We start from the raw sequence: 22,810 nt of genomic DNA on the forward strand, positions 1-22,810 counted from the left end.
GACCATGATGAACAGAATGATCATTTCCGTCACGTTGTCGGTTGACCGGGAGCACCTTGATGATGCGTTTCTGGATTTCAATCTGACTGTTGACGATGAATATATCCATCCCGTGGACAGCTATATTGATCCTGCGGCCTTGGTGGCCAGCGCGGCGGCTGAGGGCGAGTATTTCATCTTTACCTGCAGTTGTGGTGATCCGGCGTGCGTTGGCATCGACAGGGGGATTGTGGTTGGTCATGATTCCGGGCATGTGCGTTGGAAGATGCGCAATCCTTTGGCATGGCCCGCCAATGAGCCTCTTCCCGACTGGGCCCAGGAGGTTGAGCTTGTGTTCGAGCGAGACGAATACCTGAGCGCTGTCAAGGTCGCCCTTGATCAGGCCAAGGCCCTTATCCGGCACTGGAACGGCCCGGGGACGTTGTGGGTCGGCCCCGGCGATATGCCGGTGGAAATGGTGCTGGATTTGGACATTGCGGATTTTTCATCCGTTTCCGCGGGCATGTTCATGCCTGGAGACAAAGCCCTTCACTGATTTTTTCCTTTTTTCCCCGGGCAGTGCACGGCGACCGTGCCGATGATTCATACATTATAATTGTCCCATGGCTTCAGGCGTGGTGAGGATGTATGAATTAGAGAACTGTCGGGAGAACAGCATGACATTGAACAGCCATCACCAAAACCAGTGTCGGGGGTGCGTTTTTTATCTGCGGAAATGCCTTGTGGGAATTCGAAGGCCCTGGAATCAGGTGCGGTGCGACAATTTTTTGCCGTATTGTCTTATCTGCACGTATCCGGAGTCGTTTTGCACCACTTGTTGCAACCGCCTGTTGCGAACGGGAAAACCCATGACCGGCGACAGACGCATGACCATGAATGTTGCCCCGGATCCTCCATGCCGCTGTGAATGGCATATCGAGTCTGAATAGTCTTCCTTCCTCAAATTTTCCCCGTTCATTCACTCTCCACTCTTTGCTTAACTTTTCTGCCACTTCCGTCTAGATTGCTCCCCAATACATTTGGGAGACGAATTCAAATGGGATATGTGAATCTGGGCCAGTTGATAGCCGATCTTGAGGCGCACGGAGAGTTGATCCGTATTGATGTACCCGTGGATGCCCGGCTTCAGGCCGGGGCCATTCAACGGCGTGTTTTTCGTGCGGGCGGTCCGGCCGTGCTTTTCACCAATGTCAGCGGGTGCGTTTTCCCCATGGTGGCGAATCTGTATGGGACCATGGATCGCATGCGCTTTATCTTTCGGGATACGCTGCAAACCGTGGAACGGCTCATGCGCCTCAAGCTTGATCCCATGACGGCCGTGCGGCGTTTCTGGGAGTATGCGGGCGCGCCCCGGGCCGCATGGAATACCATGCCCAAAAAGCTGCGGACCGGGCCTGTCATGGAAAACGAGTGTTCGGTCTCCGACTTGCCCGAGCTTGTGTCATGGCCCATGGACGGCGGCGGCTATGTGACACTGCCGCAGGTGTACAGCGAGAACCCGGTCAGCCCCGGTTTCGGGGCGTCCAATCTGGGCATGTACCGTGTGCAGTTGACCGGTGATTCTTATGAAACCGATCGCGAGGTGGGGCTGCACTACCAGATCCATCGCGGGATCGGCCCGCATCATGCTGAAGCGATCCGCCGCAAGGAGCCGTTGCGAGTCAATGTGTTCGTGGGAGGACCGCCCGCAATGACGCTGGCCGCTGTCATGCCTTTGCCGGAAGGGCTGCCCGAAGTCTTTTTTGCCGGCGCCATGGCCGGGCATCGTATTGGCTTCGTCACGGGCGACGGGCGGTTGCCCATCCTTGCCGAGGCGGATTTCTGCCTCAGCGGGACCATCGCCCCGGATTTGCAAAAGCCTGAAGGCCCGTTTGGTGACCATCTCGGCTACTACAGCCTTGCCCATGATTTTCCTGTGTTGCGGGTGGACAAGGTCTATCACCGCACTGGGGCTGTCTGGCCGTTTACCACTGTGGGCAGGCCGCCGCAGGAAGACACCATGTTTGGTCAGTTCATTCATGAGATGACGGCCGAACTTGTCCCTTCCGTATTTGCCGGAGTGCATGAGGTGCACGCCGTTGACGCGGCCGGAGTGCACCCGTTGCTGTTGGCTGTCGGAAGTGAGCGCTATGTTCCGTATGCGGCAGAACGTCAGCCGCAGGAATTGATTACCAACGCACTGTCGCTGCTGGGTAATACCCAGACGTCACTGTCCAAGTATGTGCTCATTTGTGCCCGGGAAGATTCACCAATGATCTCTGCGCATGATGTGCCCGGTTTCTTTGACAACCTGCTTCGTCGCATCGACCTGACTCGCGATTTTCATTTCATAACCAGAACGACCATCGACACGTTGGATTATTCGGGCATCAGCCTGAATCAGGGCTCCAAGGTCGTTGTTTCGGTCGCCGGCCCGCACAAGCGGCAATTGGGAACCGAGATTCCGGCGGATTTCGACTTGCCGGAAGGGTTTTCGGACGCTCAGGTGTTTGCGCCCGGCATATTGGTTGTGGGTTCCCGGGCCCATGATCGGGGCAGGGACGAACACGATCCTGCGCTGGAGCGACTTGGCGAGCGTCTGTCGCATGTGAAGGGACTGGAGGAGTTCCCGCTGATCGTGGTGGCTGACGATGCCGGGTTTACATCGGCCGATTGGGATAATTTTCTGTGGGTGGCGTTTACGCGTTCTGATCCGGCAACGGATTTGTACGGCGTGGGGGCGTTCTCGCATTGCAAGCATTGGGGCGCACGTACCTCTGTGATCATGGATGCCCGTCTGAAGACGTATCACGCACCGCCGCTGGAGCCTGTCCCCGATGTGGAGCGTTTTGTGGACGGACTCGGTGCTTCAGGCGGGCCGTTGCATGGTATTATTTGACAAAAAAGAGGGAGAATCTGATGGATGAACGGGTAACCGCAGAGTTGACGGAAGGTTTTGCCATGGACTTGTGGGAAACGGTCCGGGCCGCAAAGGGTGCCACGGGTGAACGGGTTTTTCGGCATACAATGTACGCCGAAGGGGAGGACATGGTTTTTGCCGGTCTGTTTCCCAAACAGGACTTGCTTGAAATCCCGGATATGGACGACGAATTCAGGTCTCGGTTGAAGGTGTTCAACCTGTTGGGCGTGGTTACGGACGGCAAACGTTCCATGGACATGTTTTTTCTGGGCGGATCCAACAAGCCTTTTACCTCTCTCAAGTCGCCCGGTGAGTTGATGAAGGTTCTGGAGCCCGAACCCCTCATGGCTTTTTTGCATCTGTATTTCAAGGCCCGGGGCTTTTCGTTCGATATCAGGGAAATGGATTACGACAATTTCATGCGTGCGGTTGAACGTGAAGCCCTTGCGGGTACGCCGTTGGCCGAGATGGCCAAATTGCAGAACTTGTTCGGCGCGTAAGGACGTACGGGCCGTGAGGGGGGGGGCTGGTTTTAGTCGTTTCCTGAAACGGCCTTTTGTACGACCATGTTCAGCATGGCTTCGTGCAGGCGAATGCTGATGGAATCACTTTCATCAACGCGATCCATGAGTTCTCGGAGTTTGTCCACCGTTTCCAGCAACACCGTGATGGTTTGATCATCAGGCATAAGCTGCCCCTTGCGGACCATTTCCAGAATGTTTTCCAGTTTGTGCGCCAGGGTTTCCACATTTTCGAGCTTGAGCAGGTTCGCTCCGGCCTTGACCGAATGGGCATCCCGAAAGATGCCGTGTACAACGGAATCCTCTATCTGATTACCGTCTGCTTCCAACTTGAGAAGCCCGGATTCGATGGAGGACAGCCGTTCGGCGGTTTCTTCCGTGAAAACCTGCAGCACCTGGTCGGTCGTTGTCATTAGCTGTTTCCGTTTTCTATCAATTCAATGGCTTTTTTGGCGATTGTGGACAAGTCCGGCTTGGAAACCTGAAAGTCCGCCTTCACGGTTTCACCTTTATGGCGCAGTTCATCGGTGATGATGGATGAATAGAGGATGACCGGGAGTTTTTGCAATACCGGATCTTCCTTTATGTTTTTTGTCAGGCTGAAGCCGTCCATGAGCGGCATCTCGATGTCGGAAATGACCACATCCACATAATTGCTGATATCTTTTTTCTCGTCTTCAGCGCGTTGCTTGAGCGCCATGATCTGTCTGAGAGCTTCCTCGCCGTTGGAGGTGATTATATGGTTGAAATTGGCCTGTTCCAACGATGCCTGGAGCATGGTTCGTATTGTGGCCGAGTCATCCGCAACCAATGCCGTGTACTGTTGCTGCGCGACCACCGATTCGATTTCATCGGGGTGCAGCTGAAATTCGGAAAGAATCGTTTCAAGATCAAGAAGTTGTATGAAACGATCTCCCTTGTCAACCATCCCTACGATGGCATCGGTGCTATGTGCGATGTAACCGGCGGGCGGGATTACCTGTCCCCATCCGACGCGGTGTATTTCCGTAACTCCGGAAACGAGGAATCCGGTAATGGAGTTGCTGAATTCCGTGACGATGACGATGTCCCGTTCGCTTTTGGGCATATCGATTTCGAGCCATACACTGAGGTCCAGCACGGGCAGAATGTGTTGGCGCAGGGGGATGGTACCCATGAAGGAGGGGTGCGGCGCCGATTCCGGAGGTTCGAGGTTCGGGGTCTCGATGACCTGCATCACCTTGGCCACGTTGACGCCGAAGTAGTGTTCGGTGAGCGGTGTTTCGTCCCCGTTTGTTTCGTTGATGAAGAATTCAAGGATTTCAAGCTCGTTTGTCCCGGTCTCCAGAAGTATGCCGGTATCAATGGCCGAGGTCTGTTTTTTTGTCATACCGTATTATCCTTCCTTTCGCACAGATCGGGGCGCGAGCCTCGCATAGTGGAGTTGTCTTGATAATAATTGTTAATGATTATTGTCCAATACAGTATTATTTCAAATATGGCGATTGTGCGCATGATTGAAATGATTTTTTTGAAAACGTCTTTTTGCCTAGTGGAGCAGTTCTGGAAAGATGCTCGTTATATTCTGCAATCAAGCTCTTGCCGAATGTGTTCGGTCTGATATGATCATTTTAATAATTCAATAATTTCTGCACGATGTATCAACACTCACACAGTGGAGGAAGGCATGGAAAGAACCGGCGTGACAACGTTTCAGGGCAATCCCCTTACCTTGATGGGGGCAGAGGTTGCGGTAGGTGCCAAGGCTCCTGATTTCACGGCCTTGGACAACGATCTCAATCCGGTGCGTCTGTCGGATTATTCCGGAAGTACTGTGATTATCGCTTCGGTGCCTTCGCTCGATACGCCCGTGTGCGATATGGAAACCCGGCGTTTCAACTCCGAAGCAGCAGCCCTTGGCGATTCTGTGAAGATTCTTACCGTGAGCATGGATTTGCCGTTTGCGCAGAAGCGTTGGTGCGGCGCTGCCGGTGTTGAAGCTGTCACGACCCTTTCCGACCACAAGGATGCAGAATTCGGTACCCGATATGGCGTGTTGATCAAGGAGCTTCGCCTGCTGGCACGGGCCGTTTTTGTCGTGGATGCTTCCGGTGTGGTTCGGTATGCGGTTTGCCTGCCGGACATAACGGACGAACCAGACTATGACGACGTCCTGTCTTTTGTAAAATCATTGAATTGATGAGGGGGTCTTTTTGGGCTAGTGACATTTCTGCAACAGGACGGATTTTTGCAGGCTGCTGCTGCAGCGGGATAAGGGGAAATTGATGAACGGTGATATTTGCAATCATACGGAGAATCACAATCCGGATGTGGACAGTGTCCGATTGACCATGCTTTCGGAAAAGGATTTTCTTTTTTTGGCAGAACTTTTCAAGGCTCTTGGCGATTATACTCGAGTCAGGATTTTGTATGCGCTCTCCGAGTCCGAGTTGTGCGTCTGTGCCCTTGCCGAGGTGCTGGACATGTCGCAGTCCGCGATTTCACACCAACTTCGCCTCTTGCGCGCTGCCCGACTCGTGCGGTATAGAAAAAAGGGAAAGAATGTCTACTATGCGCTTGATGACGACCATGTGGCCAATCTCTTGAAACAGGGATTGGACCACATTCGGGAAGAGGGGTAGGCATTGCCTCCCCTTTTTTTGTGTTTATATATGAACAAATGAACACATTTAGTTTGTTTGAGGTGGGTATGATAGATATGGGTATCGAAATTTTCATAGAATCATGGGCAGTCATGGTCGATGCTTCACCGTACGTGTTGCTCGGTTTTTTTGTGGCCGGTTTGCTCAAGGGCTTTGTGCCGGATGAGTTGATGGCCCGTCATTTTGGAAAGCGGACGTTTTCTTCGATCATCAAGGCCGCTCTGGCCGGGGTGCCGCTTCCTCTGTGTTCGTGTGGTGTTCTGCCTGCGGCCCTGGGGTTGCGCAAGCAGGGTGCCAGTAAGGGAGCGACAACGGCTTTCATGATTTCCACGCCGGAAACCGGAGTGGATTCAATGGCCGTCACGTATGCACTCATTGATCCCATCATGACGGTGATTCGTCCGGTGGCAGCGTTTTTTACAGCGATTTTTGCCGGGTGGCTCGTCAATGCATCCGATGCCGGGGAAAAACCTGTTTCGCGCGACCTGCCCATGGCTCCCATTGCCTGCGCATGTGATGACGGCGAGCAGGAAGATGGAACATGGAGGCGTTTTCATAACGGCATGCATTTCGCCTTTGGGGAGATGATAGGCGACATCGGCAAGTGGTTTCTCATGGGCGTTGTCATTGCCGGTGCCATTTCTGCACTGATTCCGGAGGGATTCATTGAACAGAGCGTGGGACACGGATTGCTGTCTCTGTTCGTCATGTTGGCCGTGGGCCTTCCCCTGTACGTCTGCGCCACGGCTTCTACTCCCATTGCGGCTTCCCTGCTGCTCAAGGGCCTTTCTCCGGGAGCGGCTTTGGTCTTCCTGCTGGCCGGACCGGCCACCAACGGAGCTACGCTCACGGTCATGTTCAAGGTGCTGGGACGCCGTGCCGCCTCCATGTACCTTGTGGCCATAGCCGTTGGTTCGCTGGTTTTGGGATGGTTGGTCGATCGGCTGTACGGGGCTTTGGGACTGGACATCCGAGCCGTTGTTGCGCAGGCCGGGGAAGTCTTGCCCCATTGGGTCGGTTGCGTGTCTGCGATTATCGTGCTGGGGCTTGTTGTGCGCACATGGCTGCGACCCCATGCACACGGATGTGGCTGCAGGGGGTGATGCCGGATTTCAGGGCATCCGCATGTCTTTTCATTCCTTGGGCTGCGTGGTAGATGCTGTTCATTCGTAACAGCCCATGGAGTTTGAGGATCATGAAAAGTATTTTTGCCGCATTTGTCCTGTTTGCAATGCTGTGGGGCACGCCTGCACAAGCCGCAAATGAAAATGTCACGATTCGCTTTGGTGTTCTGCCTGTTCTGGACACGCTGCCCATGCAGGTGGCTGTGCAGGAAGGCTTCTTTGCCGATGCTGGTTTGAATGTCGAGTTGGTCAGCTTTGCTTCGGCCCTTGAGCGTGATACTGCCATGCAGGCCGGACTGTTAGATGGGTATTTCGGCGACCTGATCGCCACCTGCCTGTTGGTGCGTCAGGGAGTTCCCATGCGCATAGCTCTGACGTCCTACAGGACCACGCCCGGAAGCCCCATGTTCGGCATAGCTGTGGGGAGCGGCAAGGCCGAAGCCACTCTGGCCGACCTCAGGGGAGCGTCGATCGGCTATTCCCGCTCCACCATCATGGAATACCTGCTGGACAGGATAAGCGAAAAGTACGGCCTTGCTCCTGACTATTTCAGGCGTATCGAGGTCAAGAAGATTCCCATTCGTCTGCAAATGCTCATGGACGGCCAGTTGGACGCGGCGATTCTGCCCGAACCGCTCATGTCGCTGGTGGAATATAAGGGCGGGGCGGTTGTGCTGACTGCCGAGGATATGGACATGCCCCTGACCGTGTTGTGTCTGCACGAGCGTTTTTTTGCCGATGAGGGCCGGATTTACCGGCGTTTTGCGGATGCCTATGCAAAAGCTGTGGAGCATTTGGCTGAAACCCCGGAAAAGTACCGTGGACTTATGGCAAGGACGTGTCGAATTCCGCCGCCGCTGGCACCCAAGTATCCCATTTACCGATACCCCGCGCCCGCACTTCCCACTGCTGCGGAACTGGATGACGTGCAGGATTGGATGATCGCGCACGATATGCTTAAACAGCGCATGCCCCATGCCAGGCTGCTCCCCGGGAACGTCCGGTAGTCATGCTCAGGGCCGGGGATCTATGCAAGCGTTATCCGGACGGCAACGCCGTTCTGGAAAACGTGTCCTTTGAACTTGCTGCGGATGAAACACTTGCCGTGGTGGGGCCGTCCGGGTGCGGCAAGACGACTCTTTTGTACGTCCTCGCCGGATTGACGCAGTGCGACTGTGGCACTGTGACCCTTGACGGCGCGCCCATTGCCGAATCCCGGCGTGATGTCTCCATCATTCTTCAGGATTACGGATTGCTGCCGTGGAAAAGCGTGGTCGAGAACGTTGCTCTGGGCCTCAAGGTTCGTGGCGTGGCGCGAGGTGAACGCCTTGTCCGTGCCGCAGAGCAGTTGCAGGAGCTGGGCATTTATGGTCGCGAGGGTGATTATCCGGCCAACCTCAGTGGCGGAGAGCAGCAGCGTGTGGCCATTGCGCGCGCGTTTGTTACCGAGCCGCGCCTGATGCTGCTGGACGAGCCTTTTTCCTCGCTGGACGCATTGACCCGTGAGAAGTTGCAGGGAACCATGCTGGAAGTCTGGAAGCGCAAGCGTGTTCCGTATGTCCTGGTGACGCACAGCCTTGAAGAGGCTGTTTTCCTCGGGAGAAGGATTCTGGTCCTTTCCGGCCGCCCGGCCCGGCCCGTGGCCTGTTTCGACAATCCCGGCTTTGGCTCCGAAGGATACCGGGATACGGAATCCTATTATGCCATGCTCCGGGAATTGCGGCGGGCAGTGGAGGCGGCATGGTGAAGTGCGCAGTGCGTTATGCCGCCGTGATTCTGGTGCTCGGCCTGTTGTGGAAAGGCGCGGCCCTGATGGCCGGAAGCGGGGTGCTGCCGCACCCTGAGGTTGCCTGCATAGCCTTTGTGCGCGCTTTGGGCACAGGTGGGTTCTGGGCCGATTTTGCTTCCAGCGCATACCGGGCCGTGACCGCCATGGTCCTTGCGTGGGGCGTTGCGTTTCCCCTTGGTCTGGTCATGGGCAGCAGCAGGCGCGTGGACGGTATTTTGGCCCCGTTCGTCTTTTTGACCTACCCAATTCCCAAGATCGTTCTTTTGCCCGTTTTCCTTTTGCTGTTCGGTCTGGGAGACGTGTCCAAGATCGCCATGATCGCGCTGATTCTGGGCTATCAGGTGCTGGTGACCACGCGCGACGGCGTGCGGGCCATTCATCCCAAGTATTTTGATTCGGTTCGTTCGCTTGGAGGCTCTCGGCGGCACATCCTGCTTGAGGTGCTGGTTCCGGCGGCCTTGCCGCATGGCTTCACGGCCCTGCGCCTGGGAACCGGGGTGGCTGTAGCGGTGTTGTTTTTCGTGGAGTCCTTTGCCACCATGCACGGCTTGGGGTATCGCATCATGGATGCTTGGGGCCGTATGGATTACGTGAACATGTTCATCGGGATTCTGGGCATGAGCCTTTTGGGTGCAGTGCTATACGAAGCCGCAAACTTTTTGGAAAAACGCATGTGCCGGTGGATGTCTGCCGGACGTAAATGATTGAACCATCCGGGAGGGTGAGACCCTGGTCAACCGCAAGCTTGAATTCGACGACAATGAACTGGCCATGCGCCTGTTCGGTCCTCAGGAAAATCATTTGAAACTTGTTGCCGAACGGTTCGATCTGAAGATCGAGAGCCGGGGGAGCAAGGTTGTGGTAACGTCGCTTGGCGACGATGAAAATGCCGTTGACATGGCCTGCCAGGTGCTTTCCCAGCTGTATGGCATGATCCGGGCAGGAAAACGCGTGCACCCGCAGGACGTCGACCTTGCCTGCCGTGTTTTGGACCGTGAGCCGGATGCCAACATCGGGCAGGTGTTTCGCAAGGATGTCTCCGCCGGGTCGCCCAAACGCGGCATCGTGCCCAAGACCCTGAACCAGCGCGCCTACCTTGAGGCCATCCGGAAAAGGGATTTGACCTTCGGGGTTGGGCCTGCCGGAACAGGGAAGACCTATCTTGCCGTGGCCATGGCCGTGGGGTCGCTGCTGCGGCGAGAGGTCAAGCGCATCGTGCTGACGCGTCCTGCCGTGGAGGCCGGTGAAAAACTCGGGTTTTTGCCCGGCGATCTGATCGAAAAGATCAATCCATACCTGCGTCCCCTGTACGACGCGCTGCACGACATGCTGGACTTCGAAAAAGTTCAAGAGTACATGGAGACCGGCATTATCGAGGTGGCTCCGCTGGCGTTCATGCGCGGCCGGACCCTCAATGACGCCTTTATCATTCTGGACGAGGCGCAGAACACCACGCCCGAACAGATGAAAATGTTTCTTACCCGGCTCGGATTCGGTTCCCGGGCCGTGGTCACGGGCGATGTCACCCAGATCGACCTGCCGCGCCACGACACGTCCGGCATGTTGCATGCCTTGGAAGTGCTGAAGGACGTAAAGGGCATTGAAACCGTGATTTTCGACGAACAGGACGTCATCCGCCATCCGTTGGTGGGCAGGATAGTCAAGGCTTACGACAGTCACGACAGCGAGGAATGATGCAACAGACAGGCGTTACCGTCCTCCGCCATTGCCGGGCATGGGAGCCGGTTTTCCCTCTTTCGAAAAGGGAAATCGGACCCGTTGCGCGTTGTATCTTGACCGAGTTGGGCCTTGATCATGCCCACTTCACGCTCAAGCTGGTGGACGATGCCGAGATCGCACGGCTCAACGCCGAATTCATGGGCTGCGTTGGTCCCACCAACGTGTTGAGTTTTCCCGCCGGGGACCCGGAATCCGACGAAAAAGCCGCACGGCAAGACGATGCTGCTGACCATTTGGGAGAGATTGCGCTTTCCGTGGACACGCTGGCCCGCGAATCCGTTTTGTATGGACAATCCCCCGGCGATCATCTTGTCCGTCTGCTTTCCCACGCTGTTTTGCATCTGGCCGGATTCGACCATGGCGAAGCCATGGACGCGCTGACCGATGCCGCTGTTGCCGCCTGCGGCGACCGACGATGAGTCTTCCCTTTTCCCGGCTGTAGAAGGGCGGTGTTCCGTCCTTTACATTCCTATTGATATCGGCCAAAATTCATCCCCTTTTGCTATTGTTATATGAACGATGGAGTGAGTGCACATGCCTAAACATTTTTTGTCCATTCTGGACATGTCCAAGGAAGAAGCCCACGCGGTTTTGGCGCGGGCCAAGGAAATGAAGGATACCTCCCACAGGAGCGACCTGCTTTCCGGCAAGACCCTGCTGCTGATTTTCGAAAAAGCCTCCACGCGTACGCGCGTGTCCTTTGAAGTGGGCGTTCGCCAGCTTGGCGGGGACCCCGTATTCATTGCCTCCAAGGATTCGCAGCTCGGCCGTTCCGAGCCGCTTGCGGATACCGCTCGTGTCCTTTCCCGCTATGCGGACGGCCTCGTGGTCAGGACTTTCGGTCAGGCCAAGCTGGACACGCTGGTGAAGTACGGAACCATCCCGGTGATCAATGCCCTGACGGACGAGTTCCATCCCTGTCAGGTCATGAGCGACATGCTGACCATGTATGAGCGCACCCCCGACCTTTCCAAGGTCAAGGTCGCCTGGGTGGGCGACGGCAACAATATGGCCCATTCGTTTGTCAATGCCTCGGCCCTGTTCGGTTTTGAACTGGCTCTGGCCATTCCGGACGGTTATGACATGGATCAGGATATCGTGGAAAAGGCTGCGGCCATGGGCGCGCGTTTTTCCGTGACCCGCGATCCTGCCGAGGCGGTTGCCGGAGCGCACTTTGTGAACACGGACGTGTGGGCCAGCATGGGGCAGGAAGAGGAACAGCGCATGCGTGAGGAAGCCTTCAAGGGCTTTATCGTGGATGAGGCCCTCATGAGCAAGGCCGATGCGGACGTGAAGTTTATGCATTGCCTGCCCGCCCATTGCGGGGAAGAGGTTTCCGCGCAGGTATTTGAATCATCCGCGTCCATTGTCTGGGACCAGGCCGAAAATCGTCTGCACATGCAGAAGGCGATCATGGAATGGATCTGGAAGTAACGGGCGTATCCTACATATTATTCGGGGAAGACAATGAGCAAGATTGAAAAGGTCGTATTGGCATATTCCGGTGGACTGGACACGTCCATCATTCTCAAGTGGATCGCCACCCATTACGGTTGTGAAGTCATCACCATGACCGCGGATTTGGGGCAGGGCGAGGAAATGGACGGCATTGACGAAAAGGCGCTTTCCACCGGGGCGTCCAAGGCCTATGTCGAGGACCTGCGCGAGGAGTTCGTGCGGGATTACGTGTTTCCGGCCTTCAGGGCCGGTGCCCTGTACGAGGGGCGCTACCTGCTCGGCACGGCCATTGCCCGTCCGTTGATCGCCAAGCGCATGGTGGAGATTGCCGAGCTTGAAGGCGCCCAGGCCGTGGCTCACGGCGCAACGGGCAAAGGCAACGACCAGGTGCGGTTCGAGTTGGCCCAGATGGCCCTGAATCCCCGCATATCCACCATTGCCCCGTGGCGTGATTGGGAGCTCAAGTCCCGTACGGACCTGATCAACTTTGCCAAGGAACACGGCATTCCCATTCCGGTCAGCCGCAAGAAGCCGTGGTCCATTGACGCCAACATGCTGCACACCTCGTTTGAGGGCGGCGAGTTGGAAGACCCGTGGAATGCGCCCGGACCGGATTGCTTCCGCAACGTGACCCCCATCGAGCAATGCCCGGACGAACCCGAGGAAATCACCATTGATTTCGAGCAGGGTGATCCCGTGGCCATCAACAATGTCAAGCACTCTCCGGCCGCGCTTCTGGCCAAGCTCAACGAGCTGGGCGGCAAGCACGGCATTGGTCGTGTGGACATGGTCGAAAACCGCTTTGTGGGCATGAAGTCCCGCGGCGTGTACGAGACCCCCGGCGGCACCATCCTGCACAGCGCCCACCGCGACCTCGAAGGCCTGACCATGGATCGCGAGGTCATGCATATGCGTGACGGACTGATTCCCAAATACGCCGAGATGATTTATTACGGATACTGGTTCAGCCCGGAACGGGAAGCATTGCAGGCCATGGTGGACAAGACGCAGGAGCGGGTCACCGGCACCGTGCGGCTCAAGCTCTACAAGGGTAACTGCATTCCGCTGGCGCGCAAGTCTCCGTACTCCCTGTATAATCCCGAGCTGGCCACGTTCGAGGAAGATTACGTTTACGATCAGGCGGATGCCGCCGGTTTCATCAAGCTCGTGGGGCTGCGTCTCAAGGGACGCATGCAGCAGAGCAAGTGGGGCGGCAAGGAATCCGACGAGGCATGCGAGTAACCCATGGCTGAAAAGAAAATGTGGGGCGGTCGGTTCGCGGAGCGGACCGCCGCCACCATGGAAGCATATTCGGAATCGGTTTCCTATGACCACCGCCTGTACCGCGAGGACATCCGCGGCTCGCAGGCCCATGCCCGCATGCTGGCCGCGCAGGGCTTTCTGACCGACGACGAGGCTGTAAAAATCGTGCAGGGACTGGACGCGGTGCGCGAAGAGATCGATGCCGGAAATTTCGAGTGGAAGGTCGAATTCGAAGACGTGCACATGAATGTGGAATCGCGTCTGACCGAACTGATAGGCCCGCTCGGCGGCAAGCTGCATACGGCCAGAAGCCGCAACGATCAGGTGGCGCTGGACTTCCGGCTGCACGTGGCCGCACGCCTTGAACAGTGGGATGAGCTTCTCCATGCCGTTGTGGCCGCGTTTCATGCGCAGGCCGAGGACCATGTGGAGACCCTGCTGCCCGGGTGCACGCATTTTCAGCCCGCACAGCCCGTGAGCCTTGCGCACCATCTGTTGGCATACTGCCAGATGTTCATGCGCGATGCCGCCCGCGTGCGGGACTGCCTTGGCCGCGTCCGCGTTTCTCCGCTGGGAGCGGCCGCATTGGCCGGGACCACGCATCCGATCAATCCCGAGGCCGTGCGCAGCGACCTTGGGCTGGACCATGTCTTTGCCAACAGCATGGACGCGGTCTCGGATCGTGATTTCGTGCTGGAAGCATTGTTCTGCTCCAGCATGATCATGGCGCACCTGTCCCGCTTCTGCGAGGAGATCATCATCTGGGCCAACCCCAATTTCGGTTTCGTGAAGTTGCCGGACGCCTATTCCACGGGCTCGTCCATCATGCCTCAGAAAAAGAATCCCGACGCCTGCGAGATCATGCGTGGCAAGACCGGGCGCGTGTACGGCTCGCTCATGTCCATGCTGACCGTGATCAAGGGATTGCCCATGACCTACAACCGCGATTTGCAGGAAGACAAGGAACCGTTTTTCGATGCGGACAAAACCGTGCGCATGTCGCTGGAGGTCATGGCGGGCATGCTGCCCGGACTGACCTTTGTTCCCGAGACCATGGCCGCCACCATGCGCAAGGGTTTTTTGAACGCCACGGAGTTGGCCGACTACTTGGCCGCGAAGGGCGTTCCCTTCCGCGAGGCGCACCACATCACCGGCGCGGCCGTGGCTTTGGCAGAAGAGCAGGGCAAGGGATTGGAAGACCTCTCGCTGTCAGACTTACAGAAATTCAGCCCGGAAATCGGGGATGATGTTTTTGACATCCTTTCGTACGAGGCCGCAGTGCGCAGGAGGACTTCTCCCGGAGGAACCGGTCCGGGATCAGTCAACGCGCAGCTGACAGCTGTCCGGCAATGGCTCGCGGACTAGCGGAGACAGCGATGAAGCATTGCCGTGATTGTATGTCCGGAATGCAGATATTGCCGTATCATGATGTGGAGCATTTGGCCTGAGCCAGACCAAGGGCTTTACGACCAGAAATGCATTCTCCACATGGAACTGAAGAGAATCAAGGTGACGTGTGAAAAGGGGCATCTTCTTTTGGAAAAAGGACAAAAACTTTTTCATCCAGTCGGTGTTGGGATTTGAGCGCGTCGTATTGTCTTGTGGCTCTGCGTTTTTTTGGATATCTGGATTGAATGGAACCGCCAAGAGACGTTTTTTCATATGAATTCTCTTGCCATTTTCTGAACAGGCCTTAGTTTTTGAAATGTCTTTGATTGTTTGTCCGCAGATCCATGGGCCCCTTTTTCCGGCTCTGGGCCAAGGCGGGCCACACATAGTTGCAAGGAGTCTTTCTTGAACAATTTTTCCAAGAATCTGATTATCTGGGCGACCATCTCGCTTTTGATGGTCGTTCTCTTCAATCTGTTCAATCAACCTCCGGCCCCTCAGACGCAGTATTCCTACAGCGAATTTCTCGCGCGCGTCGAGAGCGGCGAAATCATGTCCGTAAAGATTCAGGACAGCACCATCAACGGCGTCACCTCGGACAATCGAAGGTTCCAGACCTTTGCCCCGGATGATCCCAAGCTGGTGGATACACTGATTCAGAAGGGCGTGGAGGTTTCCGCAGAGCCGCCGGAAGAGGCACCATGGTACATGACCCTGCTTATGAGCTGGTTCCCCATGCTGCTGCTCATCGGCGTCTGGATTTTCTTCATGCGCCAGATGCAGGGTGGTGGCGGAGGACGTGGTGCCATGTCGTTCGGTCGTTCTCGGGCGCGTCTCATCAACGAGGAAACCGCCAAGGTCACGTTTCAGGATGTGGCCGGTGTTGACGAAGCCAAGGAAGAGCTTTCCGAGGTCGTTGATTTCCTGCGCGAACCGAGAAGGTTTACCCGCCTGGGCGGCCGGATTCCCAAGGGCGTTCTGCTCGTGGGCCCTCCGGGCACGGGTAAAACCCTGCTTGCCCGGGCCGTTGCCGGTGAGGCTGGCGTTCCGTTCTTTTCCATTTCCGGTTCGGATTTCGTGGAAATGTTCGTGGGCGTCGGTGCATCCCGTGTACGCGATCTGTTTTCCCAGGGTAAGAAAAACGCGCCCTGCCTTATCTTCATCGATGAGATCGATGCGGTGGGTCGTCAGCGCGGTGCCGGACTCGGCGGTGGGCATGACGAGCGCGAACAGACTCTGAACCAGCTTTTGGTTGAAATGGACGGGTTCGAGTCCAACGAGGGCGTAATCCTTGTTGCGGCCACCAACCGGCCTGACGTGCTTGACCCGGCCCTGTTGCGTCCCGGACGTTTTGACAGGCAGGTGGTGGTTCCCACCCCGGACCTGCGCGGCCGTGAACGCATCCTCAAGGTACACTCCCGCCGCACGCCGTTGGCTCCCGAGGTCGATTTGGCCACTATTGCCCGCGGCACTCCCGGCTTTTCCGGTGCGGATCTCGAAAACCTCGTGAACGAGGCTGCCCTGCACGCCGCCAAGAAGAATCAGGACCGCGTGCTGATGGCCGATTTCGAGGAAGCCAAGGACAAGGTCCTCATGGGCAAGGAGCGCAGAAGCGTAATCATGTCCGACGAAGAAAAGAAGACCACGGCATATCATGAAGCCGGTCACGCCCTCGTGGCCAAGTTGTTGCCCGGCACTGATCCTGTGCACAAGGTTTCCATCATTCCGCGCGGCATGGCTCTTGGCGTGACTATGCAATTGCCGGTGGATGATCGCCACGGGTACTCAAAGGATTATCTGGAAAATCAGATAGCCATGCTGCTTGGCGGACGCCTGGCCGAGGAAATCGTCCTTGATCAGAAAACCACCGGGGCCAGTAACGATATTGAACGCGCATCCCAGATGGCTCGAAAGATGGTCTGCCAATGGGGTATGAGTGATGCCTTGGGGCCGCTTTCCTTTGGGGATAATCAGGAACAGGTTTTCCTTGGCAAGGAGTTGATCCACAGCAAGGATTACAGCGAAGACACGGCCCGCATGATCGACGATGAGGTCCGCCGCATCGTGGATGAAGGATATGAGAAGGCCAAGAAGCTGCTCAAGGATAACAGCGAGATGCTTGAGGCCATAGCGCAGGCATTGCTTGACCGGGAGACCATTTCCGGTGCCGATATCGATTTGATCATGGATGGCAAGGAATTGCCGCCTGTTCCCGAGGTTTCCGGAAACGGAAACAACGGAAAGGACGGTTCCGATGATCAGTCCGGTTCCGACGAAGGGAGCGGATACGTTCCCAAGAGTGAAGCCGGTCCTGCAGCCTATGGCCCGGATGGAACACCTGTTGAGGACGCAGAAGGAGAGGATGATTTCATCCTTGAAGACGACGACAAGAAGATTCAGTAGCCATCGGAGAATATTATCGATCATGGCTGACATTACTTGGAAATTGAACGGGGGCAGGGCGTTAGGGCCTGCCCCCTTTTTTATTGCCGGAATAGTCAATGTGACCCCCGACTCCTTTTACGATGGTGGACTCCATGCGTCCGCCGGGTCGGCAGTTGAGCACGCTGTCAGGTTGGCCGCTCAGGGCGCGGATATTCTGGACATCGGCGGAGAAAGCACCCGGCCTTATGCCGATCCCGTTTCGCTTGAGCAGGAGATGGAGCGGGTGGTCCCGGTGGTGCGGGAGCTTTCCCAAATGCAGATGCGCGGTCCGGACGGGGAGGATGTGTGGCCGTTGATATCCGTGGATACCTACAAGGCCGGGGTTGCCGCTGCTGCCTTGGAGGCCGGTGCCGAAATCATCAATGATGTTTCGGCTTGCGCCTTTGATCCGCAGTTGGTGGACGTTTTGGGGCAGTACAAACCCGGCTATGTGCTCATGCACAGTCTCGGGCGTCCCGAAACCATGCAGGACGAGCCTCATTATGATGACGTGGTTGATTCCATCATGCTGTTTTTCGAGCAGAAGCTGAACGTGCTCCAGAAAGCGGGATTGCCTGCCGAACGGGTCGTGCTGGACCCGGGCATCGGCTTCGGCAAGACGCTTGAACACAATTTTCAGATATTGCGAAATATCGAACGTTTCATGGATTTCGGGCTTCCCGTGTACATGGGGTTGTCCAACAAGTCGCTTTGGCAGGGGCTGCTCGGCCTCGGGCCGGAAGACCGGTGCAACGCTACGCAGGTCGCCACGGCTCTGCTTGCCGCGCGTGGTGTGGCTATTCATCGCGTCCATGAGGTTGCGTTGACCCGTCAATCATTGACCATCGTAAGGGAAATGGCTTAAATCAAAACAGATGTTGGATATCTTCGGAATACAGATCAACTGGCAGGTTTTGCTGGATGTCGGCCTTGTCGCACTGATTTACTATTATTTGATAGTGATGGTGCGCGATACTCGTGCCGTGGCCGTGATTTATGGCCTCATGCTGGTGCTTGTCGTCTATTTTGTGTCCGGTTACCTGAACCTGTTCACGCTGCATACGCTGCTGAGTGAATTTCTTGATTCAATCTTTCTGGTCATAATCATTCTTTTCCAGCGGGACATTCGCAAGGCATTGGCCCAAGTGGGCACCGGGCGGATATGGAGCCGGGCGCAAAAAGTCGAGACCAAGGCTCTCGAGCAGTTGGTGCAGGCCGTTATTTCCATGTCCCGCACCAAGACCGGCGCGTTGATAGTGATAGAAAAAAGTGTGCCTCTGGGAGATATCATCGAACGGGGCGTGGAAGTGGACGGCGTCCTTTCCAAGGAACTGCTGGAAACCATATTCTTTGAAGACACCCCCCTTCACGATGCTGCGGTGATCATTCGGAACAACCGCGTTGCCGCGGCTTCGTGCGTTTTGCCCCTGTCTTCCAAGTTGCGGGGCGAAACCAAGTTCGGAACCCGGCACAGGGCTGCACTGGGCATCAGTGAAGGTACTGATGCTGTCACCGTGGTGATTTCCGAAGAGCGGGGCGATATTTCCTTGGCCATTGACGGCCGCCTGACCACAAATCTCGGCGAAGCCCGACTGCGTCGGTTGCTGCAAAAAGCGCTGGAGCACTGAGAAATGAAAAGTAACTGGGTTTACGCCGTCCTCGCCATTCTCCTTTCCGTTTTTTCCTGGTTTCTGGTGACGGGCCGGGAAAAGGTTGAGGTTCTTGCGGACATGTCTCTGGTCATGACCAATCCTCCCGAGGGGCTCATTATTGAAAGCGGCCTTCCCGACCATATCAAGGTGCGTGTGCGCGGCCCCAAGGGGCTGGTGCGTTCGCTGGTGGAAAAAACCCTGACGTATCCTCTGGACATCAGCAATCTTGAGGTTGGCGAGAGCGTGGTTGATATTCGCGAGGACCGTGTGCCGCTCTCTGCCGCCTTCGATATCGTGGAGATCAAGCCCAACCGCCTTGTGCTCAAGGTGGACCGCATGGCTTCCAAGGATATTCGTGTGGAGGCGGGGTGGAAGGGTACGATTAATCCCGATTATGAACTGAGCCGGGCGGAAGTGGAGCCGGACATGGTGGAGCTCAGGGGCCCTGAAACCGTGTTGCGCAAGATATCCTTCAACAAGGTGATCGTGCGCGAAGATTTTTCCGAAGAGGTCCCCTCCCTGTGGGAACGGGAAGTAGCCTTGGATTTGCCGGCGTCGGTGGAGGCATCACCCGGTCAGGTCAAGGCGATTCTGCATTTTTCCCCCAAGATGCGGCAGATATGGGTCAAGATTCCCTTGACCGTGCAAAGCCCCGAAGGTATCCGCGTCAAGCCGCGTCAGGACTATGTGCGGCTTTTGCTGGAAGGCCCCGTGTACCTTTTCCGCGATCGTCAGTTCCGAAACGACGTTGCCGCGGTTATCAAGGTTGGGGAGGATGCCCGGGCTGGAAAATATGAAATGGGGTACACCGTATTGCTTCCAGATGATTGTCGGCTGGAAAGAAAGAATCCCGAGACGATAAGTCTTACAATACGATAGGAGCGCTTTTCGCGTCCTGCCGGAGTATACGAGAATGAATCAGCGATTGTTCGGAACCGACGGCCTGCGCGGCCAGGTCAATATATTCCCAATGACTCCCGAGGTGGCCTTGCGACTTGGTCTGGCGGCTGGCCAGTATTTTCGCAATGGCAAGAAACGGCACAGGGTGGTTATCGGCAAGGATACACGCTTGTCGGGCTATGTGTTTGAAACCGCACTTACCTCCGGTTTTTGTGCCAACGGAATGGATGTTTTTCTTGTCGGCCCCATGCCGACTCCCGCCATTTCCTTTCTGACCCGCAATATGCGGGCAGATTTGGGTGTGGTTATTTCCGCGTCGCACAACCCGTTTATGGACAACGGCATCAAGTTTTTCGACCGTGACGGCTTCAAGCTACCTGATGAAGTCGAGGACGAGATCGCCGAGTTGGTCATGTCGGGCAAGTCCGATTGGGACTATCCCCAACCGGAAAGTATCGGCCGCACTTATCGTATCAATGACGCTCGTGGCCGTTACATTGTTTATCTGAAAAGCAGTTTTTCCAACCACCTGACTTTGGACGGCATGAAGATCGTGCTCGATTGCGCCAACGGCGCTGCGTACGGCGTTGCTCCGGATGTGCTGGAAGAGCTTGGCGCGACCGTTGTCCGTGTTGGTGTGGAACCGAACGGCATCAACATCAATCGACAGTGCGGTTCCATGTATCCGGAAGTCGTCTCGCGTACCGTCGTGGAAACCGGCGCGGATATCGGGCTTGCTCTGGATGGAGATGCCGACAGGCTTATTGTTTGCGATGAAAAAGGCAGGGTGCTTGACGGCGATCAGATCATGGCCATCAGCGCTCTTGAAATGATGGAACAGGACAGGCTGCCCGGTGGTATGCTGGTGGCCACAGTCATGAGCAACATGGCTCTTGAGCTTTTCATGCGTGAAAAGGGCGGTTCACTTCTGCGCACTCCCGTGGGCGATCGCTATGTGGTGGAAGCCATGCGGCGCGAAGGAGCCATGTTGGGCGGTGAACAGTCCGGCCATCTTGTTTTCATGGAACAGAGTACCACCGGGGACGGTATGCTTGCGGCACTGCAATTATTGCGTATAATGTGCGAAAAACAGCAGCCCTTGTCGGAACTTGCCCACTTGCTGCAACCGTTTCCGCAGGTTTTGAAGAACGTGCATGTCGAACGGAAGATTCCTTTTGAAGAGGCCCCCAAGGTCGTGGAGGCCGTCAGCAGGGTGGAGCGAGAGCTTGAAGGCAAGGGGCGTGTGCTTTTGCGTTATTCCGGAACCGAAGCTGTTGCCCGGGTTATGGTGGAAGGCCCGAATCAGGACAAGGTAGAGCAGTACACCGATGACCTTGTTGCTGTTTTGGAAAAATATCTTCGCTAATTTGCATACTGTTTCAAGGAGTCGTTCATGAAGATTCGCAAGGCGGTCATTCCCGTGGCGGGATGGGGTACCCGTTCCCTTCCTGCAACCAAGAACATTCCCAAGGAAATGCTGCCCATCTACAAGAAACCCATTGTGCAGTATATTGTCGAGGAAGCCATTGAAGCCGGGCTGACAGATGTGGTTTTCGTGACCAACCAGAACAAGAAAATTATCGAAGATCATTTCGATCGCAACTTTCTGCTCGAGCAACTGCTTGAACGCGCCGGCAAGAAGGAATTGCTTGAAGAGGTTCGCCGGGTTTCCGACATGGTGAACATCATTTCCGTTCGTCAGAAGGAACAGTTGGGGCTGGGGCATGCCGTGCTGTGTGCTGACGAGGTCTGCAAGAATGAACCCTTTGCCGTCATGCTTGGCGATGATCTCATGTTCGGCCTGAATGCCGGCATCAGCGAATTGCTGGAGGCCGCCCGTTCCGAGGGCAAGGCCGTTGTGGGCGTTATTGAAGTTCCCGAGGACAAGGTCAATCGCTACGGCATTATACAGGGCGAAGAGTTTGCTCCGAACATGTATCGGGTTAATCGTCTGGTGGAAAAACCCTCACCTGAAGAGGCTCCTTCCAACCTTGCCATTACCGGGCGTTACGTGCTCCTGCCCGAAATATTCGACATTCTGGAAAATCAGGAAGCCGGCGTGGGCGGAGAGATTCAGTTGACTGACGCCCTGCAGGGACTTGCCGATCAGGACAAGCTCATAGCCGTACGCCTTCAAGGCCAGCGGTTTGATGCCGGGGACTGGGTCGAATATTTGACTGCCAACATCTATTTTGCCCTGCATGATGAAGAGCTGCATGATGATCTGGTCAAACGTCTCATGGAGTTGCTTCCGTGCACAGATATATAGCAGTCCTTTTGGGGACGGTTTTCCTGTTGCTTTTGCATGCTCAGGCTTATGCCTTTGCGCCGGGGGAGCAGGAACTGGCAGACAAGTATCGCCGGAGTTACGGCGGACTGAGGTCGTGGACTGCTGAAATCCGGTTTGCGGATGAACCGGGAACGCTGTTGCGTATTGAATGGGCGTCCGGCAAATGGCGTCAGACATGGACTGATGTTTCGGGTATCGGTTGTGAGGCTGTGGGCATTGGGTGCCGGATTTTGGCTTCCTGTCCTGAACAGGATTTTCCTCTTCCCGTGCTATTGCCCTGGAGTCCGTTGCGTCCTCTGGAAATGTGGCGCGGCATGGGGCTTGATTTGAACAAGGCCGAGTTCAGGTTCAGCGGCGATTCTCCCAGCATCTTGTTTTCCAGCAACGCTACTTCCGCACTCATGAGTTTCAATAACGAGAGCCTTGCTCCGCTTGAGGCCAGATATCCTGTTGCGGACGGCGATCTCGTGTTCACGTATGGCGATTATCAGACGGTGAAGGGCTTTGCATTGCCTCAATCGGGTCGTGTGGACGCCCCTGATGGCGTCTCCATGAAATATTCTGTGAATTGGACCGCCATTAACGCAAGCGTTGTCCCATCCCTTTTCGACCGGGATGATTTTGTTGCTGCCCATGCCGGGAAAAGCTGTGTTTTCAGCTCCGCAGTGTTCGGTTCCTTGGGGGCAATTTTTCATTCCCTGCCTGTGGCACACTGAATC

24 protein-coding genes are annotated in these 22,810 nt (G+C 56.0%); 21 read left to right on the forward strand and 3 right to left on the reverse strand.

The features are described from left to right. The first annotated feature begins 4 nt into the window (after positions 1-4). The 3 genes from F8A88_RS04155 to F8A88_RS04165 all read left to right on the forward strand — a co-directional run bounded on the left by F8A88_RS04155 (position 5) and on the right by F8A88_RS04165 (position 3,399). Positions 5-535, forward strand: a complete 531-nt coding sequence (locus F8A88_RS04155) for a hypothetical protein (RefSeq protein WP_241667333.1) — start codon at positions 5-7, stop codon at positions 533-535. Positions 536-1,036: 501 nt separating this feature from the next. Beyond that, a complete protein-coding gene (locus F8A88_RS04160; protein ID WP_151149823.1) occupies positions 1,037-2,878 on the forward strand; it encodes a UbiD family decarboxylase in 1,842 nt (613 codons plus the stop codon). A 20-nt stretch (positions 2,879-2,898) separates the two neighbouring features. Then, complete coding sequence (locus F8A88_RS04165) at positions 2,899-3,399, forward strand: hypothetical protein (RefSeq protein ID WP_151149824.1); 501 nt, start codon at positions 2,899-2,901, stop codon at positions 3,397-3,399. A gap of 32 nt (positions 3,400-3,431) precedes the next feature. On the opposite strand, the gene F8A88_RS04170 is transcribed toward F8A88_RS04165, so the two are convergent. Next, positions 3,432-3,833, reverse strand: coding sequence for an Hpt domain-containing protein (locus tag F8A88_RS04170; RefSeq protein WP_151149825.1), 402 nt, complete (start codon positions 3,831-3,833; stop codon positions 3,432-3,434). Continuing rightward, the gene (locus F8A88_RS04175) at positions 3,833-4,789 is read right to left on the reverse strand and encodes a chemotaxis protein (protein WP_151149826.1); all 957 of its coding nucleotides are present in this window, start codon (positions 4,787-4,789) and stop codon (positions 3,833-3,835) included. The genes F8A88_RS04170 and F8A88_RS04175 overlap by 1 nt, the downstream gene beginning before the upstream one ends. Before the next feature lie 297 nt (positions 4,790-5,086). Between F8A88_RS04175 and tpx the strand changes: the two genes are divergently transcribed. The 11 genes from tpx to argH all read left to right on the forward strand — a co-directional run bounded on the left by tpx (position 5,087) and on the right by argH (position 14,801). Beyond that, a complete protein-coding gene (gene tpx, locus F8A88_RS04180) occupies positions 5,087-5,599 on the forward strand; it encodes a thiol peroxidase (RefSeq protein ID WP_151149827.1) in 513 nt (170 codons plus the stop codon). Between the two features lie 85 nt (positions 5,600-5,684). Next, a complete protein-coding gene (locus F8A88_RS04185) occupies positions 5,685-6,041 on the forward strand; it encodes an ArsR/SmtB family transcription factor (RefSeq protein ID WP_151149828.1) in 357 nt (118 codons plus the stop codon). 68 nt (positions 6,042-6,109) lie between these two features. Continuing rightward, positions 6,110-7,165 (forward strand): SO_0444 family Cu/Zn efflux transporter, encoded by a 1,056-nt coding sequence (locus F8A88_RS04190; protein WP_170283768.1) that lies wholly within the window; start codon positions 6,110-6,112, stop codon positions 7,163-7,165. A 92-nt stretch (positions 7,166-7,257) separates the two neighbouring features. After that, entirely contained in the window at positions 7,258-8,193 is a 936-nt protein-coding gene (locus F8A88_RS04195) for an ABC transporter substrate-binding protein (RefSeq protein WP_151149830.1), read from the forward strand. A 2-nt stretch (positions 8,194-8,195) separates the two neighbouring features. After that, positions 8,196-8,933 (forward strand): ABC transporter ATP-binding protein, encoded by a 738-nt coding sequence (locus tag F8A88_RS04200; RefSeq protein WP_151149831.1) that lies wholly within the window; start codon positions 8,196-8,198, stop codon positions 8,931-8,933. Beyond that, entirely contained in the window at positions 8,927-9,679 is a 753-nt protein-coding gene (locus F8A88_RS04205; protein ID WP_151149832.1) for an ABC transporter permease, read from the forward strand. The genes F8A88_RS04200 and F8A88_RS04205 overlap by 7 nt, the downstream gene beginning before the upstream one ends. Before the next feature lie 67 nt (positions 9,680-9,746). Then, the gene (locus tag F8A88_RS04210) at positions 9,747-10,670 is read left to right on the forward strand and encodes a PhoH family protein (RefSeq protein ID WP_151149833.1); all 924 of its coding nucleotides are present in this window, start codon (positions 9,747-9,749) and stop codon (positions 10,668-10,670) included. Next, positions 10,670-11,134 (forward strand): rRNA maturation RNase YbeY, encoded by a 465-nt coding sequence (ybeY, locus tag F8A88_RS04215; protein WP_151150258.1) that lies wholly within the window; start codon positions 10,670-10,672, stop codon positions 11,132-11,134. Before F8A88_RS04210 ends, ybeY begins: the two co-directional genes overlap by 1 nt. A gap of 115 nt (positions 11,135-11,249) precedes the next feature. After that, complete coding sequence (argF, locus tag F8A88_RS04220; protein ID WP_151149834.1) at positions 11,250-12,149, forward strand: ornithine carbamoyltransferase; 900 nt, start codon at positions 11,250-11,252, stop codon at positions 12,147-12,149. Between the two features lie 33 nt (positions 12,150-12,182). Next, the gene (locus F8A88_RS04225) at positions 12,183-13,415 is read left to right on the forward strand and encodes an argininosuccinate synthase (protein WP_151149835.1); all 1,233 of its coding nucleotides are present in this window, start codon (positions 12,183-12,185) and stop codon (positions 13,413-13,415) included. A gap of 3 nt (positions 13,416-13,418) precedes the next feature. Beyond that, on the forward strand, positions 13,419-14,801 hold the full coding sequence (argH, locus tag F8A88_RS04230; RefSeq protein WP_151149836.1) for an argininosuccinate lyase: 1,383 nt from the start codon (positions 13,419-13,421) through the stop codon (positions 14,799-14,801). Here the strand turns inward: argH and F8A88_RS15840 are convergent. Then, positions 14,754-15,311 carry a hypothetical protein gene (locus F8A88_RS15840; protein WP_170283760.1) on the reverse strand — a complete coding sequence of 186 codons (558 nt, stop codon included), beginning with the start codon at positions 15,309-15,311 and terminating at the stop codon, positions 14,754-14,756. The two genes, argH and F8A88_RS15840, sit on opposite strands and share 48 nt — an antisense overlap. Here F8A88_RS15840 and ftsH point away from each other — a divergent pair. The 7 genes from ftsH (at position 15,231) to F8A88_RS04270 (ending at position 22,807) form a co-directional block, all read left to right on the forward strand. Continuing rightward, positions 15,231-17,228 (forward strand): ATP-dependent zinc metalloprotease FtsH, encoded by a 1,998-nt coding sequence (ftsH, locus tag F8A88_RS04240; protein WP_151149838.1) that lies wholly within the window; start codon positions 15,231-15,233, stop codon positions 17,226-17,228. The two genes, F8A88_RS15840 and ftsH, sit on opposite strands and share 81 nt — an antisense overlap. Before the next feature lie 19 nt (positions 17,229-17,247). Continuing rightward, positions 17,248-18,114 carry a dihydropteroate synthase gene (folP, locus tag F8A88_RS04245; RefSeq protein WP_151150259.1) on the forward strand — a complete coding sequence of 289 codons (867 nt, stop codon included), beginning with the start codon at positions 17,248-17,250 and terminating at the stop codon, positions 18,112-18,114. A 10-nt stretch (positions 18,115-18,124) separates the two neighbouring features. Beyond that, a complete protein-coding gene (cdaA, locus tag F8A88_RS04250; RefSeq protein ID WP_151149839.1) occupies positions 18,125-18,877 on the forward strand; it encodes a diadenylate cyclase CdaA in 753 nt (250 codons plus the stop codon). Between the two features lie 3 nt (positions 18,878-18,880). Next, on the forward strand, positions 18,881-19,780 hold the full coding sequence (locus F8A88_RS04255; RefSeq protein WP_151149840.1) for a CdaR family protein: 900 nt from the start codon (positions 18,881-18,883) through the stop codon (positions 19,778-19,780). 34 nt (positions 19,781-19,814) lie between these two features. Then, entirely contained in the window at positions 19,815-21,167 is a 1,353-nt protein-coding gene (glmM, locus tag F8A88_RS04260) for a phosphoglucosamine mutase (protein WP_151149841.1), read from the forward strand. Between the two features lie 27 nt (positions 21,168-21,194). After that, the gene (galU, locus tag F8A88_RS04265; protein ID WP_151149842.1) at positions 21,195-22,070 is read left to right on the forward strand and encodes a UTP--glucose-1-phosphate uridylyltransferase GalU; all 876 of its coding nucleotides are present in this window, start codon (positions 21,195-21,197) and stop codon (positions 22,068-22,070) included. 158 nt (positions 22,071-22,228) lie between these two features. Further along, positions 22,229-22,807, forward strand: coding sequence for a hypothetical protein (locus F8A88_RS04270; RefSeq protein WP_151149843.1), 579 nt, complete (start codon positions 22,229-22,231; stop codon positions 22,805-22,807). Positions 22,808-22,810: the final 3 nt, after the last annotated feature.

Source organism: Pseudodesulfovibrio senegalensis (assembly GCF_008830225.1).
Classification (GTDB): Bacteria; Desulfobacterota; Desulfovibrionia; order Desulfovibrionales; family Desulfovibrionaceae; genus Pseudodesulfovibrio; species Pseudodesulfovibrio senegalensis.

What these genes read in the sequence shown, in the direction of transcription:
- F8A88_RS04155 (WP_241667333.1), top strand. Translation starts at nt 5, where the DNA reads ATGATGAACAGAATGATCATTTCCGTCACGTTGTCGGTTGACCGGGAG.
- F8A88_RS04160 (WP_151149823.1), top strand. Translation starts at nt 1,037, where the DNA reads ATGGGATATGTGAATCTGGGCCAGTTGATAGCCGATCTTGAGGCGCAC.
- F8A88_RS04165 (WP_151149824.1), top strand. Translation starts at nt 2,899, where the DNA reads ATGGATGAACGGGTAACCGCAGAGTTGACGGAAGGTTTTGCCATGGAC.
- F8A88_RS04170 (WP_151149825.1), bottom strand. Translation starts at nt 3,833, where the DNA reads ATGACAACGACCGACCAGGTGCTGCAGGTTTTCACGGAAGAAACCGCC.
- F8A88_RS04175 (WP_151149826.1), bottom strand. Translation starts at nt 4,789, where the DNA reads ATGACAAAAAAACAGACCTCGGCCATTGATACCGGCATACTTCTGGAG.
- tpx (WP_151149827.1), top strand. Translation starts at nt 5,087, where the DNA reads ATGGAAAGAACCGGCGTGACAACGTTTCAGGGCAATCCCCTTACCTTG.
- F8A88_RS04185 (WP_151149828.1), top strand. Translation starts at nt 5,685, where the DNA reads ATGAACGGTGATATTTGCAATCATACGGAGAATCACAATCCGGATGTG.
- F8A88_RS04190 (WP_170283768.1), top strand. Translation starts at nt 6,110, where the DNA reads ATGATAGATATGGGTATCGAAATTTTCATAGAATCATGGGCAGTCATG.
- F8A88_RS04195 (WP_151149830.1), top strand. Translation starts at nt 7,258, where the DNA reads ATGAAAAGTATTTTTGCCGCATTTGTCCTGTTTGCAATGCTGTGGGGC.
- F8A88_RS04200 (WP_151149831.1), top strand. Translation starts at nt 8,196, where the DNA reads ATGCTCAGGGCCGGGGATCTATGCAAGCGTTATCCGGACGGCAACGCC.
- F8A88_RS04205 (WP_151149832.1), top strand. Translation starts at nt 8,927, where the DNA reads ATGGTGAAGTGCGCAGTGCGTTATGCCGCCGTGATTCTGGTGCTCGGC.
- F8A88_RS04210 (WP_151149833.1), top strand. Translation starts at nt 9,747, where the DNA reads ATGCGCCTGTTCGGTCCTCAGGAAAATCATTTGAAACTTGTTGCCGAA.
- ybeY (WP_151150258.1), top strand. Translation starts at nt 10,670, where the DNA reads ATGCAACAGACAGGCGTTACCGTCCTCCGCCATTGCCGGGCATGGGAG.
- argF (WP_151149834.1), top strand. Translation starts at nt 11,250, where the DNA reads ATGCCTAAACATTTTTTGTCCATTCTGGACATGTCCAAGGAAGAAGCC.
- F8A88_RS04225 (WP_151149835.1), top strand. Translation starts at nt 12,183, where the DNA reads ATGAGCAAGATTGAAAAGGTCGTATTGGCATATTCCGGTGGACTGGAC.
- argH (WP_151149836.1), top strand. Translation starts at nt 13,419, where the DNA reads ATGGCTGAAAAGAAAATGTGGGGCGGTCGGTTCGCGGAGCGGACCGCC.
- cdaA (WP_151149839.1), top strand. Translation starts at nt 18,125, where the DNA reads ATGTTGGATATCTTCGGAATACAGATCAACTGGCAGGTTTTGCTGGAT.
- F8A88_RS04255 (WP_151149840.1), top strand. Translation starts at nt 18,881, where the DNA reads ATGAAAAGTAACTGGGTTTACGCCGTCCTCGCCATTCTCCTTTCCGTT.
- glmM (WP_151149841.1), top strand. Translation starts at nt 19,815, where the DNA reads ATGAATCAGCGATTGTTCGGAACCGACGGCCTGCGCGGCCAGGTCAAT.
- galU (WP_151149842.1), top strand. Translation starts at nt 21,195, where the DNA reads ATGAAGATTCGCAAGGCGGTCATTCCCGTGGCGGGATGGGGTACCCGT.